The organism is Mesorhizobium huakuii (assembly GCF_014189455.1).
Taxonomy (GTDB): Bacteria; Pseudomonadota; Alphaproteobacteria; order Rhizobiales; family Rhizobiaceae; genus Mesorhizobium; species Mesorhizobium huakuii_A.
The window spans coordinates 5,064,352-5,080,133 of record NZ_CP050296.1 but is presented as its reverse complement, the minus strand read 5'-3'; the positions used below and the strand labels follow the sequence as shown (position 1 = coordinate 5,080,133).

Below are 15,782 nucleotides of genomic sequence, written 5' to 3'. Positions count from 1 at the left end.
GTGAAGGGCCGGAAGCCGACAATCGCTTGGTACAGGTCGTAGTCGCGTCGATTTTTTGTTGATTGACTCGTCAATAAAAAATAATCTCCGCGCAAAAATCGGGAACGAGATGCCAAAAGTCGGAATGGAGCCACTGCGCCGCAAGGCACTCATCGACGCGACGATCTCGGCGATCGGCGAGCGCGGCTCGTTGGACGTGACCATGTCCGAGATCGCCGGCCGGGCCGGTGTGTCCTCCGCACTTGCCCATCATTATTTCGGCGCCAAGGACGAATTGCTGTTCGCCACGATGCGGCACATCCTCGCCGAACTGACCATCGACATGCGCCGCGCCCTGCAATCCGCCGTTTCCCCGCGCGAACGCGTTTCGGCCGTGGTTGCCGTCAACTTCTCCGAGATCCAGTTCCAGCCGGAAACCATCGCCGCCTGGCTCGCCTTCTATGTCGAGGCACAGAAATCATCGGCCTTGCGCCGGTTGCTCAAGGTCTATGCGCGGCGGCTGCACTCGAACCTGATGAGCGGGCTGACCGGCATCCTGCCCAGGGCCGAGGCCGACCGCGCCGCCGAAGCGACAGCGGCGATGATCGACGGGCTCTACATCAGGCGTGCGCTGAAGGACGGCGTGCCCGACGCCGCGACCGCGATCGCGCTGGTCGAGGACTATCTCGAAACCAAACTCGGCGAGCGGCGCAAACAGTGACGACGAAGCGACCCAATTTCCTGATCGTCATGGTCGATCAGCTCAACGGGACTTTTTTCCCGATGGCCCGGCAGGCTTCCTGCATGCGCCGCATCTGAAAGCGCTCGCGGCGCGTTCGGCCCGTTTCAAGAACAACTACACCGCCTCGCCGCTCTGCGCGCCGGGCCGCGCCTCGTTCATGAGCGGCCAGTTGCCGTCGCGCACCGAGGTCTATGACAACGCCGCCGAGTTCGCTTCGTCGATCCCGACCTTTGCCCATCATCTGCGCGCCGACGGCTATCACACCGTGCTGTCGGGCAAGATGCATTTCGTCGGGCCGGACCAGTTGCACGGCTACGAGGAGCGGCTGACCACCGACATCTATCCCGCCGATTTCGGCTGGACGCCGGACTACCGCAAGCCCGGCGAGCGCATCGACTGGTGGTACCACAATCTCGGCTCGGTGACCGGCGCCGGCGTCGCCGAAATCTCGAACCAGATGGAATATGACGACGAGGTCGCTTTCCATGCGGTGCAGAAGCTCTACGACTTCGCCCGCGTCTCCGACGATGCGGCGCACCGGCCTTGGTGCCTGACCGTCTCCTTCACCCATCCGCACGATCCCTACGTGGCGCGGCGGCAGTACTGGGATCTTTACGAGGATTGCCCGGCTTTGGAGCCAGAGATCAGTTTCATCCCGTACGACAAGCAGGATCCGCATTCGCAGCGGCTCTACAAGGCTTCCGACTACGACGGTTTCGACATCACGGCAGAACAGATCCGCCGCTCGCGGCGCGGCTATTTCGCCAACATCTCCTATCTCGACGACAAGGTCGGCGAGCTGCTGTCGGTGCTCGAGCGCACGCGCATGCTCGACGACACGATCATCCTGTTCTGCTCGGACCATGGCGACATGCTCGGCGAGCGTGGCCTGTGGTTCAAGATGTGCTTCTTCGAGGGCTCGGCGCGGGTGCCGCTGATGATCGCCGGCAAGGGCGTGCCGGCCGGCCTGATCGAGGCGCCGGTGTCCAATCTCGACGTGACGCCGACGCTGTGCGATCTCGCCGGCATCGACATGAGCGCAATCGCGCCATGGACCGACGGCCAGTCGCTGCTGCCGCTGCTGAATGGAAAGCCACGCACCGCGCCAGTGCTGATGGAATATGCCGCCGAAGGCTCCAACGCACCGTTGGTGGCGATCCGCGACGGCCGCTACAAGTTCGTCCATTGCGAGATCGATCCGCCGCAACTCTATGACATCGAAGCGGACCCGCATGAGCTGAGCAATCTCGCCGCCGATCCGGCGCATGCCGGTCTGGTGGCGGCTTTCCTGGAAAAGGTGCGCGCGCGCTGGGACATGGCGGCCTTCGACGCCGCCGTGCGGGCCAGCCAGGCACGGCGCTGGGTGGTCTACCCGGCGCTGCGCAACGGCACGCACTATCCCTGGGAATTCCAGCCTCTGCAGAAGGCGTCGGAACGCTACATGCGCAACCACATGGATCTCAACGTGCTCGAAGAGCAGAAACGGTTCCCGCGAGGCGAATGATGACAGACCTTCTCGTCCCCTCCCTCGATCATCTCAAACAGGCCTATGCCGTCACCTCCCGGGCGACGCAGATCACGCCGCTGCTGGAATCGACAGCGCTTGCCGGAGAGACGGGTGCTGCCCGCGTCTTCATCAAGCCGGAATCGCTGCAATGGGCCGGGTCTTTCAAGGTACGCGGCGCCTATTGGCGGCTGAAGCGGCTGTCGGCCGACGAGGCGAGAAAGGGCGTCGTCGCCTATTCCTCCGGCAATTTCGCGCAGGGGTTGGCCGCTGCCGGCCAGGCGCTCGGCATTCCAGTCACCATCGTCATGCCGATCGACGCGCCGGCCGCCAAGCGCGACGCGACCGCGGGCTATGGCGCGCGCGTCGTGCTAACCGATCACGGCGAGCGGGCGCGTGAAGAGGTCGCCGCCGCCAAGGCGCGCGAGATTGCGGAGACGGAAGGCCTGGCCCTGCTGCATCCCTTCGACGATCCCGAGATCGTCGCCGGCCAGGCCGGCGCCGGCCTCGAAGCGCTCGATCAGCTTGAGGCCAAGGACGCCAGCGCCGATCTGTTGTTCTGCTCGGTCGGCGGCGGTGGGTTGATCGGCGGCGTTTCGCTTGCCTTCCACTATTTGTCGCCGGCGACCGAGATCATCGGCGTCGAGCCGGAAGGTTTCAATGGCATGGGCTCGTCGCTGGCGCATGGCAGCATCGAGACGATGCCGATCGGGCCGAAATCGATCTGCGACGGGCTGATGTCGCGGCGGCCTGGCGATGCGCCGTTCGCGGCGGTCAAGACAGCGGGTGTTCGCGGCATCACCGTCGACGACCAGTCGGTGCGGCGGGCGATGAAGATCGCCTTCGAGCGGATGAAACTAGTGCTGGAGCCGTCTGGGGCTGCGTCACTCGCGGCGCTGCTCGGCGGTAAAGTGGATGTGGCGGGTAAGACCGTCCTTGTTGTGGCTACCGGCGGCAATGTCTCGCTCGCCGATTTTATGGCGCATATGAACCATGCTTGAAGCGGATTTCGTCATCATCGGCTCCGGCTCGGCCGGCTCGGCCATGGCCTATCGCCTGTCGGAGGACGGCAAGCATTCGGTCATCGTCATCGAATTCGGCGGCAGCGATATCGGGCCGCTGATCCAGATGCCGTCGGCGCTGTCGATCCCGCTCAACATGAGCCTCTACGACTGGGGCTTTGCCAGCGAGCCGGAGCCGCATCTCGGCGGCCGCGTGCTGGCGACGCCGCGCGGCAAGGTCATCGGCGGCTCGTCCTCGATCAACGGCATGGTCTATGTACGCGGCCATGCCCGCGACTTTGACCATTGGGCCGAAGAGGGTGCAACGGGTTGGGGCTTTGCCGACGTGCTCCCCTACTTCAAGCGCATGGAGGACAATGACGGCGGCGAGGATGGTTGGCGCGGGCATAGCGGGCCGCTGCATGTCCAGCGCGGCTCGCGTAAAAATCCGCTCTACGGCGCCTTCGTCGAGGCAGGCCGCCAGGCCGGGTTCGAGCTGACCGACGACTACAACGGTTCCAAGCAGGAAGGCTTTGGGCCGATGGAGCAGACCATCCGCGGCGGCCGCCGCTGGTCGGCGGCATCGGCCTATCTGAAGCCGGCTCTCCAACGCAGGAATGTTAGCCTGCTCAAGGGTTTCGCCCGCCGGGTGATCATCGAGAATCAACGCGCCGTCGGCGTCGAAATCGAAGCTCACAAACAGATTCAAATCGTTAAGGCGCGACGTGAGGTGATCGTCGCCGCCTCGTCGATCAATTCGCCCAAGATCCTGATGCTATCGGGCATCGGCCCGGCCGAGCATTTGCGCGAAAACGGCATTGCCGTGGTAGCCGACCGGCCCGGCGTCGGCCGCAACCTGCAGGACCATATGGAGCTTTATATCCAGCAGGAATCAACCAAGCCGATAACGCTGAATTCGGTGCTCAATCCATTCTCGAAAGCGCTGATTGGGGCCCAGTGGTTGTTCTTCAAGTCGGGTCTCGGCGCCACCAATCATTTCGAGGCGGCGGCCTTCGTGCGCTCGCACGCCGGTGTCGATTATCCTGATATCCAGTATCACTTCATCCCGGCGGCGGTGCGCTATGACGGCAAGGCGGCGGCGAAGTCGCACGGCTTCCAGGCGCATGTCGGGCCGATGCGGTCGAAGTCGCGCGGCTCGGTGACGCTGCGCTCGCCGGACCCGAAAGCGAAGCCGGTGATCCGCTTCAACTACATGTCGCATCCGGACGACTGGACCGAGTTCCGTCACTGCATCCGGCTGACTCGCGAGATCTTTGGCCAGTCGGCCTTCGACGCCTATCGCGGCCAGGAAATCTCGCCGGGCAGCCATGTGCAGTCGGACGACGATCTCGATGTCTTCATTCGCGACCATGCCGAGAGCGCCTACCACCCTTGCGGCACCTGCAAGATGGGCCGCGCCGACGACCTGATGAGCGTCGTCGATCCGGAATGCCGGGTCATCGGTGTCCACGGATTGCGGGTCGCCGATTCCTCGATCTTCCCGCGTGTCACCAACGGCAACCTCAATGCGCCGTCGATCATGACCGGCGAGAAGGCGTCCGACCACATCCTTGGCCGCACGCCACTGGCGCCGTCCAACCAGGAACCATGGATCAATCCGCGCTGGCAGACCTCGGACAGATAGCGCATGATCCACGCGGCAAATCGAGCTGCCCGATAGATTGAGCCGCCCATTTGGGCGCCGGACCACTTGGAGAATCCCATGCGCGCCCAGCCCACGGCATCGCACTATGTCAACGGACGCTACATAGAGGACGAAGGCGGCGCGCCGCTGCCGGTGATCTATCCGGCAACTGGCGAGGTCATCGCTACCCTGCGCTCGGCGACGCCGAACGTGCTGGAGCTTGCGATCGAGGCCGCGCGGGCCGCGCAGCCGGCCTGGGCGCGGCTGAAGCCGGTCGAGCGCGGCCGCATCCTGCGCCGCGCCGCCGACATCCTGCGCGCCCGCAACGCCGACCTCGCCCGCATCGAGACGCTCGACACCGGCAAGGCGATCCAGGAGACGCTGGTGGCGGATGCGCCTTCCGCAGCAGACTGTCTTGAGTATTTCGGCGGTGCGGTCGCCGCCTACAATGGCGAGGCCGTCGACCTCGGCGGACCCTTCGCCTACACACGGCGCGAGGCGCTCGGCGTCTGCGTCGGCATCGGTGCCTGGAACTATCCGATCCAGATCGCCGGCTGGAAGTCGGCACCGGCGCTCGCCATGGGCAACGCCATGGTGTTCAAGCCGTCGGAAAATACGCCGCTTTCCGCACTGGCGCTGGCAGAGATCTACAGCGAGGCCGGCCTGCCTGACGGGCTGTTCAACGTCGTGCAGGGCTATGGCGATGTTGGCGCGGGCCTCGTTGGCCACGATGTCGTCGCCAAGGTTTCGGTGACCGGCTCGGTGCCAACCGGGCGCAAGGTGCTGTCGCTCGCCGGCTCGAAGATGAAGCACGCGACGATGGAACTCGGCGGGAAGTCGCCGCTGATCGTCTTCGACGACGCCGATATCGAAAACGCCATCGGCGGCGCCATGCTCGGCAATTTCTACTCCACCGGCCAGATCTGCTCCAACGGCACGCGCGTCTTCGTGCAGAGCGGCATCCACGACCGCTTCGTCGACCGTCTGATCGAGCGGACCAAGAAAATCCGCATCGGCGACCCGCTCGATCCGGAGACCCAGATGGGCCCACTGGTGTCGAAAGCACAGCACGACAAGGTGGTCGGCTATATCGAGATCGGCAAGCAGGATGGCGCTGTTCTCGCCTGTGGCGGCAACGTTCCCTCACTGCAGGGTTTCGGTGGCGGCTTCTTCGTCGAGCCGACGGTGTTCACCGGCGTCACCGACAATATGCGCATCGCCCGCGAAGAGATTTTCGGGCCGGTCATGAGCGTGCTGAAATTCGATGGCGAGGACGAGGTGATCGACCGCGCCAACGACACCGAATTCGGCCTCGCCGCCGGCGTCTTCACCCGCGACCTGCCGCGCGCCCACCGTGTCATCGCCGAATTGCAGGCCGGCACCTGCTGGATCAACGCCTACAATCTGACGCCGGTTGAAATCCCGTTCGGCGGCTTCAAGCAGTCCGGCATCGGGCGGGAAAATTCGCTGGCGGCGCTGGCGCTCTATTCGCAGCTGAAATCGATCTATGTCGAGACCGGGGATGTGGCGAGCCCGTATTGAGCCGCGCTTAAGCCGCCTTCTCCACCGTTCCATCCAGATACTGGGTCAACGCACAGACCAGGTGATAAAAGATGCTTGCCGGCACGTCTGATGCCAGCGAACGGCCACGCTCGTCGATGCGGTCGATCCATAGGCCGAGCGGCGCCGGGTCGATGTGCCAGCGGAACAGCCGGCCGACGCGTTCCTCGATCTCCGGCTTGAGATCGGGTCCACCCGAACCGTCCAGCGCTATGGCCGCCTTGACCGCTTCGGCCTGCGGCCAGCTGCGCGAGATCAGGTCCAGCGGCAGCCCCTGCCGGGAGACGGCGCCATAGGCCAGGCCGGTGGCGCGGTTGAGGCCATTGGCGATGGCCGAGGCATAGAGTTTTCGGGCGAAGCCGCTCAGCTCGGCCTGGCCGCTGCGCCCAGCGAAATCGACCAGCAGCGACGCCCATTCGAAATGGTGGCCGGGCTCGGTCCAAGTCCCCTTCTCACCGGCTGACGGCTTCCATTCGTCATCGAAATATTCGCCCAGCGTCCAGCTGTCCCGGTCGAAGAAATGGCTGCGGAAAAGATCGATGATGCGCGCCGCGCGGCGCAGATGAGCGCGCTCGCCGGTGGCCTGGTGCCAGGCCAGGAAGGCTTCGAGCAGATGCATGTGTGGGTTGGAGCGGCGCTCGCCCTCTCCGTCCGATGTTTCGAGGAAACCGGTCATGCGATGATCCTCGAGATGGGCATCGAGGAAGGCGAAGGTTTCCTCACCTAGCCGCAAGGCTTCGGGATTACCCGACATATGCGCATGCGCAAGCGCAAGCAGCACGCAGGAATGATCGTAGGCATCCTCGGTGGCGTCGGCGACGGAGCCATCGACATGCAGGGTGCGCACCCAACCGCCTCTGTCGGTGCGGCCATTTCTGACCATGAACTCGATGCCGTGGCTGATCAGCCGGTCGGCCGGACCATCCCAGCCGCGCGCGCTGGCGACCGCGAAGGCATAGACCTGCCTGGCCATTGTGCGCATGCGCTTGGGCTTCATCAGCGGCGCGCGATCAAAGCCGAGCGCTTCATGGAACCCGCCATGGCGTTCGTCGACACCCGATGTCGACCACAGCGGCAAGGTCTCCTGGAAAAGCCAGTGATGGACGCGGCGGCGCCAGGCGCCGCTTTCGATGACGCGGTCATGCGCCGGCGTGAACCGGGTTTCCAGCCGGCCGGATCTTTCGAGCTGCTCGACGATCTTCTTGACGTGCTGGCTGTGGCTGACCGGCGCGACGAAAGTGGCATCCGCGGTTGACACGATGGCGACATCCTTCATGCCGATCGCCGACAGCAGGCGGCCATCGCTGCGGATGTAGGAGTTCTCGCAATCGATGGCGACGACATCGCCGATGACGACATTGCCGTGGTCGTCGGCCGGACCGACGTCGAGCAGCGATTGCCAGGAGCCGAGATCGTTCCAGCGGAAGTCGGCCGGCACCATGGCAATGCCTTGCGCCCGTTCCATGATGGCATAGTCGATCGAGATCGACGGGATGGCCTCGTAGAGCTCCAGCGGCATATAGAGGCCGGACAGGTCCGCTGTCGCTGCCTTGTAGGCGGCTTCGGTGGCCTTCCAGATGTCGGGCTCGAAAGCGGCGAAGGCATCACGCATGGCGGCGGCGCGAAACAGGAAGATGCCGGTGTTCCAGTAAAAGCTTTCCGCCTTGAGATAGCTCTGCGCCGTCGCAAGATCCGGCTTCTCGACGAAACGCGTGACGTCGAAGATGCCGCCCCGTGCGCCCGCCACCTCGATATAGCCATAGCCGGTTTCGGGCTGAGTCGGTTTGATGCCGAACACCACGAGCCGGCCGGCATGCGCCGCCTCGGCGCCTGCTTCGACGCTCTGCCAGAATTGGCTTGGCGTTGATATTTCATGGTCCGACGGCACGACCAGCACCAGGCTGTCGCCAAATTCAGACAGGGTGCGCAGCGTTGCCAGTGCGATCGCGGCGGCGGTGTTGCGCCCCGTGGGTTCGAACAATAGGCCCCCGCCGGCGAGATCGAGCCCGGCCAGATCGGCATGGACACGATCGGCATGGCGCTCGGAGGCGATCAGGAAGATCGGTGTTTCGCCGGCCGGCCTTGCCGTCAGCCGGCGCAAGGTCTTGGCCAGCATGGAGCCGTCACCCGAAAAATCGTGAAACTGCTTGGGATTGTCCTCGCGCGACAGCGGCCAGAGCCGCGAACCAACGCCGCCACTCATGACAAAACTGACGATGCGCTGGCTCATTCGGGTCTCGCTCAGAAGTGGGTCTAGGGTGGCAAGCATGCCTTAAGCCGTGTTCACCCGATTGGAAATCCGCTCGACCGCCAGATCGATGAAGGCCTTAACCAGGGGTGAAAGGTGCCGGCTGCTGGGATAGAGAACGTGCAGGCCGCCGGCCGGTGTCGTGTAGCCCTCGAGAACGCGCCGCAGCCGTCCCTCGTTGATCAGCCCCTCGGCCATCAGTTGGGGCAATTGGGCGATGCCGAACCCTGCGAGCGCGGCCGCCACCACCGCCTGCATCTCATTGGCGGCGAAACGCCCGGCGACGACGACACTTTCCTGGCCTTGTGGCCCATCCAGCACCCAATGAGCGCCGGAGGCCGAAGGGCCAGCGATAACGCATCGATGGCGGGCGAGATCGGCAGGGCCTTCTGGCATGCCGTAGCGTGCGAGATAGTCGGGGCTGGCGCAGAGCAGCCTGTGCGTGGAACCGATCTTGCGGGCAATCAGCGTCGAATCCTCAAGTCTCCCGGTGCGGAAGGCGAGGTCGATGCCGTCCTCGACCAGGTTGAGTTTGTCGTCAGTGAGACGGAGCTCGACATTGGTCTTCGGGTACAGTGCCAGAAACTCGATCACGGCGCGGATGAGGAAGTGACCGCTGAAACCAACGGGGGCCGAAATGCGGATCGTGCCTGAAGGCTCCGCCCTCGCCTCGGCGAGACGCAGATTCGCCTCCTCGATCGTCCGCAGGCCCTGGCTGCTTTGCTCATAGTAGAGGCGCCCGGCATCCGTCAGGTTGAGGCTGCGCGTGGTGCGCTGCAGCAGGCGCACACCGACCTCGCGTTCGAGCGCGGCGACACGGCGGCTGACGGTCGTCTTTGGCATGGCGAGCAGGCGCGCGGCAGCGGTGAAGCTGCCGGCTTCGACGACGCGGGCAAACACGATGACATCGTTGAGGTCGATCATTGTTCTCAAAATCGGGACAAAGTTTTCCAATTATAGGCAATTATGCATCAATGCGACAGAGCCTAATTTTGCTCCAGACAAAACAAGACGGAGCAAATGAGATGACCAGCAAACGAAGCATTCTTGTGACCGGCGCCACGGGCCAGCAAGGCGGCGCTGTTGCGCGTGCCCTGTTGTCCAGGGGCCATCGCGTCAAGGCACTGACGCGCAAGCCCGACAGCGATGCCGCACGGCAACTGACGGCGGCGGGTGCCGAGGTCGTGGCCGGCGATCTCGCCGACGCAGCCTCCGTCGTGAAGGCCGCAAAAGACGTCGACACCATGTTCCTGATGGGCAACAGCTACGAGGCCGGCCTCGAGGAGGAAACCCGCCAGGGGATCCTTGCCGCCGATGCGGCGAAGGCCGCCGGCATCGGACACCTGATCTATTCATCCGTTGCCGACGCCGACAAGCAGACCGGCATTCCGCATTTCGAAAGCAAATATCTGGTCGAGCAGCATGTCAGGCAGCTCGGCATCCCCTACACGATCAGCGCGCCGGTCGCCTTCATGGAGAATGCCGTCGCGCCTTGGTCGATCGGCACGCTCAGCCAGGGCATTCACGCCTTCGCGATGCCACCGAAGCGTGTCCTCCAACTGGTCGCGCTGGCGGATATCGGCGCCTTCGTCGCCATCCTCGCGGAACGGCGGGAACAGGTGTTCGGCAAGCGCTTCGATTTTGCCGGGGATGAATTGTCCGGCGAAGAGCAAGCGAAAATCCTGTCCGAGGCCATCGGCCGACCGATCCGCTATCAGGAAATCCCGATCGCTGCTGCCCGCCAGCAGAGTGAGGACGCGGCGCTGATATTCGAATGGTTCGACCGAGTCGGCTACGACGTCGACATCGCCGCCTTGCACAGGCAATTCCCAGAGGTGCGCTGGCACGGTTTTGCCGACTGGGCGCGCGCATTTAACTGGGGCGCCAACGGCCTGGGCGGCGAAAGCTGATGAAATGCGACAGAAGTACTGCCATTGCCGCTTGCAGGAATGAGGTGTGGCGGCTATAAGCCCGCCGTCTGGTCACGGAGTGTAGCGCAGCCTGGTAGCGCACCTCGTTCGGGACGAGGGGGTCGCAGGTTCAAATCCTGCCACTCCGACCAGAAAAACAACGTGTTAGCGCATCCCGACTTTGGCGCTCAAACTGATATCGCAGCCGAAAACACGGCGAGATGAGCTGCCTCCTCGGCGCGGCCCTTCCCTTTGTCGCCAACGCGCCACGCCACTGGGCTTGCTGAAAACGCTGACGTCGGCGGCTGAAGTCTCTCGGTCATTGCGCGTGAATTTTCATCCGCCGCGCGGCATTCAACAACGCCGCGCCATCCGTGTCGATCGTGTCGACAAGTTCACCGGCCTGGTCGACGCTGATGCCTGTTTCATTGGACAGGAACCAGACGCGGAAGCTCCTGTCTTCAGGTGGAAAAGGGGCGACGAACTCCCTGCCATCGTTTCGGTCTTCGGCTGATAGCCTGCGGCGCTTTCGCAATGTCCGCTTGGGCTGGTCGTCTTCCGATGAGGGGTCCATGGGCATATTTGACGTCGGGCTTATCGCAGGCCGAAGAAGCTCAATATCAATAGTACGATGACCACCGCTCCAACGAGCCAAATTATATTGTTCATGATCCTTCTCCCGTTGCCTGGAAAAGCTCGCGCCTCTGATGAAGAAACGCGTGCCGATCAGCCTTTGCCCGGCTGATCTTCTGCCGATGCCAGGCGATGGCGTCGGCCGTGAGAACAGAACAATTAGATGCACCTAATGTTCCATCGCATAGGCAAGATCGAGCATTGGCCTGCTGAATTGCTTTTATATTAGCGATAGCGCATGTTCACTCCTGAGGGACTGCCGGTGATGCCTGGAGCCGCCATGGAAAAACTGGTTCTCACAGCAGCATTCGCGCTTGCCTGCCATTGCGCGCCCTCCCACGCGGACGACGAGCGGTCATGCGAAATTGTGGCGGCGTCAGCCCAGTTGTCCGGAAAGACCAACTGTAGAGACGGCGATGTCGCCACTATCTCCGGCATGAGCACCAAAGAGGTGCCGGAAGCGATAGCCCGATATTGCGATTTCTGGGCACAGATCGTCGTGTTGCCCGATGCGAGCACGACCGATGCATCGAGCCACTTCGTTGTTTGCAAGTACCGTCGGCGAGACGCGGCCCCTTCTCAGCCTTAGGCCAAGCGATAGCCCGTCATTCGACTTTCCGGAGGGCTCCGAGACTGTCCTGGGACAGCCCGGAACCAAAGGGGCCAGCGGCAGTTATCCGACGAAGGGCTAATCAAGGTAATGGAGAAATTGCAATGAAATCAATGGTCATGTGCGCTTTGGCGCTTTCCATCGGATTGCCGGCTGTCGCGTCGGCGGCCCAAACCGACGTAATCATCAAGACCCACCACCGTCACCACAGCAACGTCAAGATCATCAACGAGGACGGCCAGCGTCTGCATCACCGCCACCACGGCACCGTCGCGTTCTACGATCACGGCCGCCGGCACCATCGTCCGGATACCGTCATCGTCACGGGCGCTGTCTCCACCCATCATCGCCACCACCACCCCGTGGTGATCGAAAACAACGGCTATTGATCGACGCCGCAGGCCCGGCTCCTTGCAGCCGGGCCTGCCTGCAAAAACTGAAATTTGGTTGCTGATCTGGCACACCGATACAGGCATCACCGACGACCCGTCGTTTGAATACGACACCATTCAGCCCGTCCGAAAGGGTCGCAGAATCTCACTTCGTTGGCAGGATGCCCTCTAGACATTTAGGGTTCGCTCGCCACACGGACGCTGCGAGCGAACCCTATCGGCGCAGGAAGGGACGTAGCTGCGCCAATCTGCAAATCCATTCGTGCTCGATCTCTCGGATGGTCAGCTATGGGTCATTCCAATCGCCATGAAAGTGATGGCCACCGCAAAGATCAGTGCGAGCAACCAGCGCGCTTGGCCAACACTCTTGTCCATCAACTTCCTCCTGACGTGCGGTGGACAACGGCTGCGAACAGTGGCCGTTCCGAACAGCACCACAGGTAAGACCATTGCATTTTGCGGCCGGACTAAAGTCTGGGGTTCCACCGGACCGAAGCCCAGCCAGGGAACGTTTGTGCTGCGGCCCTGTTCGGTTGCTGGACCCGAAGATAATCAGATGAGCGGAACTGGATGAACGTCACCATGTCTAACATTGAGGCCATAAGATCCGATGCCTCGGGAACGCGCGTAGCGGACCTTAGGACCAGAATGCAGCATGCCCGAATTACCATGAGCGAAATGAAGACCTTCCAAAGGGTCGCGGCCATGATGGAGGACGGACGGGGCAGCATTGACCATGACGATTTGATCGCCGCGTCCTTCGTTACCGACACGTTGCTCGACAAGAAAACGCTCTGAGACCATGCGGACAATCAGCAAGCTTTTTGATTCCCATGCTGAAGCAGCCCGGGTTGCTGGAGAGTTGGTGGCGGTCGGTGTTCCTCGCGTTCAGATTGCCATTATCGGGCCCTACCGGGACGAAGTCACAGTTCTGAGGTCCCCGAGTGTCATCCTTGGTACGGTCGGTGCGGCATTGGCCTGCCTGAGCGCCATGGCCGTTTGCGGCGTCAGTCCTATTGCGGCAGGGCTACCGGCAACAGCACTGGTTTGCGCGGTCTGTGCCGGCGGGTTGCTCGGCGCATTCATCACCACTGCGGCAACGCCGGATGAGCGGAGCGTTGCCGACGGGATCGTCTTGGTGACCGCGCATGTCGATGAAAATGCAACCGACATCGTCCAAGCGGTGCTCGGCGGTTGCACTCCCGCCGCATTCATCGCCGAAGCAGCATGAGAATTCGAGACTGGATGAAGGGTGCGGGACGAAGGCGGGTTGCCACAACCAGTTCGAGCCGCCGAAAGTGCGCCCTTAGGCGACGAAAAGCCGCCCCGGCATCAACCGAGACGACTCTCTCCGTTTCCAGTGATTGAATTTAGACACTCGACGGATACCAACTTCGAGTGGCCGAGAACGTTCCCATATCGGCTGGAAATCCCTGTATGTTCACGCGCCCACAGGGTTCTTTCGCGAGCGCATCTTTGACGAAATAATCGTCGGCTCCAGATGGTTCGGTGGATATGATGAAGCCGGTGAAACTGGCGAGCCGGATGTGGAGATGAATTTGATTTCAACGACAGCCTCGGCACCGGTTCTTGTGATTGCGATGTTTCTCGTTACCGGTTGCTCGTCGATCGGCAGGACGGTCGATCCCGCAAAATACGACAGCATGAGCTGTACCGAGCTCAACAGCGCGCTGGGCGAAAACGCCGGCGAGATCTCGCAAACCGCGATCACCCGCGGCAAGGTCGTCAACACCGCTGTTCCGCGCTGGCTGCTTGGTGGCTCGCGCGTGAAAACAGTGGTGGCCAACCGCGAAACAGCCAGGATCGACCGGCTGAAACAGCAGCAGGATGCCATTGCCGCTGCGCGAGCACGCAAGTGCCCGAAATCAGCGGGCTAAGCGAACAGTCCCGATGATTACCTTACCTGATGTGACGTCTCACGCGCTCAGCCGGAACCGCGTCACATCGATCGCCGCGGCCATCAGCGTCTGCGTGTAGACGTGCTGCGGATTGCTGAAGATCGCCTCGGTCGGCCCCTCTTCGACGATCTTGCCCTGCTTCATGACGATGATGTAGTCGGCCATGGCGCGTACGACCGAAAGATCGTGGCTGATGAACAGGTAGGACAGTTCGTGGTCGGCCTGCAGCTTGCGCAACAGCTCGACGATCTGTTTCTGCACCGAGCGGTCGAGCGCCGAGGTCGGCTCGTCCAGCACGACCATTTTGGGCTTCAGGATCATGGCGCGGGCAATGGCGATGCGTTGCCGCTGGCCGCCGGAGAATTCGTGGGGGTAGCGGTTGCGGGCGTTGGGATCGAGGCCGACCTCGAGCAAGGCCTCGACCGCGCGCTGGTCGCGCTGCTTGCCCGAAAGATTGGGCTCATGAACCAGCAGCCCTTCGGTGATGACCTGGCCGACGGTCATGCGCGGCGACAGCGAGCCGAACGGGTCCTGGAAGACGAGCTGCATCTGGCGCCGCAGTGGCCGCATCTGCTGCCGGTCGGCGGAGGAAATGTCGCGATCGCCGAAACGGATAAGCCCATCGCTCGGCAGCAGCCGCAGCAAGGCGCGGCCGAGCGTCGATTTGCCCGAGCCGGATTCACCGACAATGCCGATGGTCTGATTGCGCTGCAGCCGGATCGAGATGTCATCGACGGCGCGCAGCATCAGCGGTTCGCCGGCCAGAAACCCGCCGCCGATCCTGAAGGTGACTTCGACATTCCTGCCTTCGAGCACCACGGGCGCACTGGCCGGCGGTGGCGCCTTGGTTCCCGTCGGCTCGGCCGCCAGCAGCATTTTTGTATAGGCATGCTGCGGGTTGACGAAGATCGCCTCGGCGTCGCCCTCCTCGACCACCTCGCCCTGGCGCATGACATAGACGCGGTCGGCGAAGCGCCGGACGATGCCGAGATCGTGGGTGATGAAGACGATCGCCATGCCGAGCTTGCGCTGCAGTTCGGCGAGCAACATCAGGATCTGCGCCTGGATGGTGACGTCGAGCGCCGTCGTCGGCTCGTCGGCGATCAGTATGTCGGGATCGTTGGCGAGCGCCATGGCGATCATCACACGCTGGCGCTGGCCGCCGGACATTTCGTGCGGATAGGATTTCATCCGCCGCTCAGGATCGGGAATATGCACGAGCCGTAAGAGCTTGAGCGCCTCCTCGCGTGCCTCGGCGGCATTCAGGCCGCGATGCCGGCGGATCGGTTCGATCAGCTGGTTGCCGATCGAATAGAGCGGATCGAGCGAGGTCATCGGCTCCTGGAAGATCATGCTGATCTTGGCGCCGCGCACCTTGTTCAGATCGGATTTGCTCAGTGTCAGCAGGTTGCGCCCGCGATAGTCGACGTGGCCCGTGGCTTCGCCGTTTGAGGCCAGCAGGCTCATCGCCGCCATCATCGTCTGGCTCTTGCCGGAGCCTGACTCGCCGACCACGGCAACGGTCTCGCCCGCATTGACGTGGATGTTGATGCCCTTCACCGCTTCGACCGCGCCGTCGAGCGTGCGGAAGCGGACGCGCAGGTCCTTGACGCTGAGGATCGTTTCGGGAGTGGCCATG

Annotated in this window: 14 protein-coding genes, 1 tRNA gene and 1 pseudogene; 12 read left to right on the top strand and 4 right to left on the bottom strand. The window is 62.9% G+C overall.

All coding sequences use genetic code 11. The features are described from left to right. Window positions 1-109 precede the first annotated feature (109 nt). The 5 genes and pseudogenes from betI to betB all read left to right on the top strand — a co-directional run bounded on the left by betI (window position 110) and on the right by betB (window position 6,413). Entirely contained in the window at window positions 110-700 is a 591-nt protein-coding gene (gene betI, locus HB778_RS24410) for a choline-binding transcriptional repressor BetI (protein WP_183457644.1), read from the top strand. Continuing rightward, window positions 697-2,225, top strand: a pseudogene (gene betC, locus HB778_RS24405) (choline-sulfatase). Before betI ends, betC begins: the two are co-directional and overlap by 4 nt. After that, window positions 2,225-3,226: a threonine/serine dehydratase gene (locus tag HB778_RS24400; protein ID WP_432421205.1), complete on the top strand. Its 1,002-nt coding sequence runs from the start codon at window positions 2,225-2,227 to the stop codon at window positions 3,224-3,226. The pseudogene betC and the gene HB778_RS24400 overlap by 1 nt, the downstream one beginning before the upstream one ends. After that, a complete protein-coding gene (betA, locus tag HB778_RS24395) occupies window positions 3,219-4,871 on the top strand; it encodes a choline dehydrogenase (RefSeq protein ID WP_183457640.1) in 1,653 nt (550 codons plus the stop codon). The genes HB778_RS24400 and betA overlap by 8 nt, the downstream gene beginning before the upstream one ends. Before the next feature lie 78 nt (window positions 4,872-4,949). Beyond that, a complete protein-coding gene (gene betB, locus HB778_RS24390; protein ID WP_183457638.1) occupies window positions 4,950-6,413 on the top strand; it encodes a betaine-aldehyde dehydrogenase in 1,464 nt (487 codons plus the stop codon). 7 nt (window positions 6,414-6,420) lie between these two features. On the opposite strand, the gene HB778_RS24385 is transcribed toward betB, so the two are convergent. Continuing rightward, window positions 6,421-8,661 (bottom strand): mannose-1-phosphate guanylyltransferase/mannose-6-phosphate isomerase, encoded by a 2,241-nt coding sequence (locus tag HB778_RS24385; RefSeq protein WP_183457636.1) that lies wholly within the window; start codon window positions 8,659-8,661, stop codon window positions 6,421-6,423. A gap of 42 nt (window positions 8,662-8,703) precedes the next feature. Further along, window positions 8,704-9,603, bottom strand: coding sequence for a LysR family transcriptional regulator (locus HB778_RS24380; protein WP_183457634.1), 900 nt, complete (start codon window positions 9,601-9,603; stop codon window positions 8,704-8,706). Between the two features lie 101 nt (window positions 9,604-9,704). On the opposite strand from HB778_RS24380, the gene HB778_RS24375 reads away from it, so the two are divergent. Beyond that, a complete protein-coding gene (locus tag HB778_RS24375) occupies window positions 9,705-10,589 on the top strand; it encodes an NmrA/HSCARG family protein (RefSeq protein ID WP_183457632.1) in 885 nt (294 codons plus the stop codon). A 75-nt stretch (window positions 10,590-10,664) separates the two neighbouring features. Next, window positions 10,665-10,741, top strand: a tRNA-Pro gene (locus HB778_RS24370). 167 nt (window positions 10,742-10,908) lie between these two features. Here the strand turns inward: HB778_RS24370 and HB778_RS24365 are convergent. Continuing rightward, window positions 10,909-11,391 (bottom strand): hypothetical protein, encoded by a 483-nt coding sequence (locus HB778_RS24365; RefSeq protein ID WP_183457630.1) that lies wholly within the window; start codon window positions 11,389-11,391, stop codon window positions 10,909-10,911. A 111-nt stretch (window positions 11,392-11,502) separates the two neighbouring features. Here HB778_RS24365 and HB778_RS24360 point away from each other — a divergent pair, with 111 nt between their 5' ends. The 5 genes from HB778_RS24360 to HB778_RS24340 all read left to right on the top strand — a co-directional run bounded on the left by HB778_RS24360 (window position 11,503) and on the right by HB778_RS24340 (window position 14,122). Next, a complete protein-coding gene (locus HB778_RS24360) occupies window positions 11,503-11,811 on the top strand; it encodes a hypothetical protein (protein WP_183457628.1) in 309 nt (102 codons plus the stop codon). Between the two features lie 125 nt (window positions 11,812-11,936). Next, window positions 11,937-12,221 carry a hypothetical protein gene (locus HB778_RS24355; protein WP_183457626.1) on the top strand — a complete coding sequence of 95 codons (285 nt, stop codon included), beginning with the start codon at window positions 11,937-11,939 and terminating at the stop codon, window positions 12,219-12,221. A 672-nt stretch (window positions 12,222-12,893) separates the two neighbouring features. Next, window positions 12,894-13,022 (top strand): hypothetical protein, encoded by a 129-nt coding sequence (locus HB778_RS43095; RefSeq protein WP_348524628.1) that lies wholly within the window; start codon window positions 12,894-12,896, stop codon window positions 13,020-13,022. A 4-nt stretch (window positions 13,023-13,026) separates the two neighbouring features. Further along, a complete protein-coding gene (locus HB778_RS24345) occupies window positions 13,027-13,455 on the top strand; it encodes a hypothetical protein (RefSeq protein ID WP_183457624.1) in 429 nt (142 codons plus the stop codon). Between the two features lie 322 nt (window positions 13,456-13,777). Next, the gene (locus HB778_RS24340; RefSeq protein WP_183465209.1) at window positions 13,778-14,122 is read left to right on the top strand and encodes a hypothetical protein; all 345 of its coding nucleotides are present in this window, start codon (window positions 13,778-13,780) and stop codon (window positions 14,120-14,122) included. A 39-nt stretch (window positions 14,123-14,161) separates the two neighbouring features. Here the strand turns inward: HB778_RS24340 and HB778_RS24335 are convergent, their stop codons facing one another. Next, complete coding sequence (locus HB778_RS24335) at window positions 14,162-15,781, bottom strand: ABC transporter ATP-binding protein (RefSeq protein WP_183457622.1); 1,620 nt, start codon at window positions 15,779-15,781, stop codon at window positions 14,162-14,164. Window position 15,782: the final 1 nt, after the last annotated feature.

Excerpts from the sequence above, each read along its gene's own strand:
- betI (WP_183457644.1), top strand. The coding sequence starts at position 110 with ATGCCAAAAGTCGGAATGGAGCCACTGCGCCGCAAGGCACTCATCGAC.
- HB778_RS24400 (WP_432421205.1), top strand. The coding sequence starts at position 2,225 with ATGACAGACCTTCTCGTCCCCTCCCTCGATCATCTCAAACAGGCCTAT.
- betA (WP_183457640.1), top strand. The coding sequence starts at position 3,219 with ATGCTTGAAGCGGATTTCGTCATCATCGGCTCCGGCTCGGCCGGCTCG.
- betB (WP_183457638.1), top strand. The coding sequence starts at position 4,950 with ATGCGCGCCCAGCCCACGGCATCGCACTATGTCAACGGACGCTACATA.
- HB778_RS24385 (WP_183457636.1), bottom strand. The coding sequence starts at position 8,661 with ATGAGCCAGCGCATCGTCAGTTTTGTCATGAGTGGCGGCGTTGGTTCG.
- HB778_RS24380 (WP_183457634.1), bottom strand. The coding sequence starts at position 9,603 with ATGATCGACCTCAACGATGTCATCGTGTTTGCCCGCGTCGTCGAAGCC.
- HB778_RS24375 (WP_183457632.1), top strand. The coding sequence starts at position 9,705 with ATGACCAGCAAACGAAGCATTCTTGTGACCGGCGCCACGGGCCAGCAA.
- HB778_RS24360 (WP_183457628.1), top strand. The coding sequence starts at position 11,503 with ATGGAAAAACTGGTTCTCACAGCAGCATTCGCGCTTGCCTGCCATTGC.
- HB778_RS24355 (WP_183457626.1), top strand. The coding sequence starts at position 11,937 with ATGAAATCAATGGTCATGTGCGCTTTGGCGCTTTCCATCGGATTGCCG.
- HB778_RS43095 (WP_348524628.1), top strand. The coding sequence starts at position 12,894 with ATGAGCGAAATGAAGACCTTCCAAAGGGTCGCGGCCATGATGGAGGAC.
- HB778_RS24345 (WP_183457624.1), top strand. The coding sequence starts at position 13,027 with ATGCGGACAATCAGCAAGCTTTTTGATTCCCATGCTGAAGCAGCCCGG.
- HB778_RS24340 (WP_183465209.1), top strand. The coding sequence starts at position 13,778 with ATGAATTTGATTTCAACGACAGCCTCGGCACCGGTTCTTGTGATTGCG.
- HB778_RS24335 (WP_183457622.1), bottom strand. The coding sequence starts at position 15,781 with ATGGCCACTCCCGAAACGATCCTCAGCGTCAAGGACCTGCGCGTCCGC.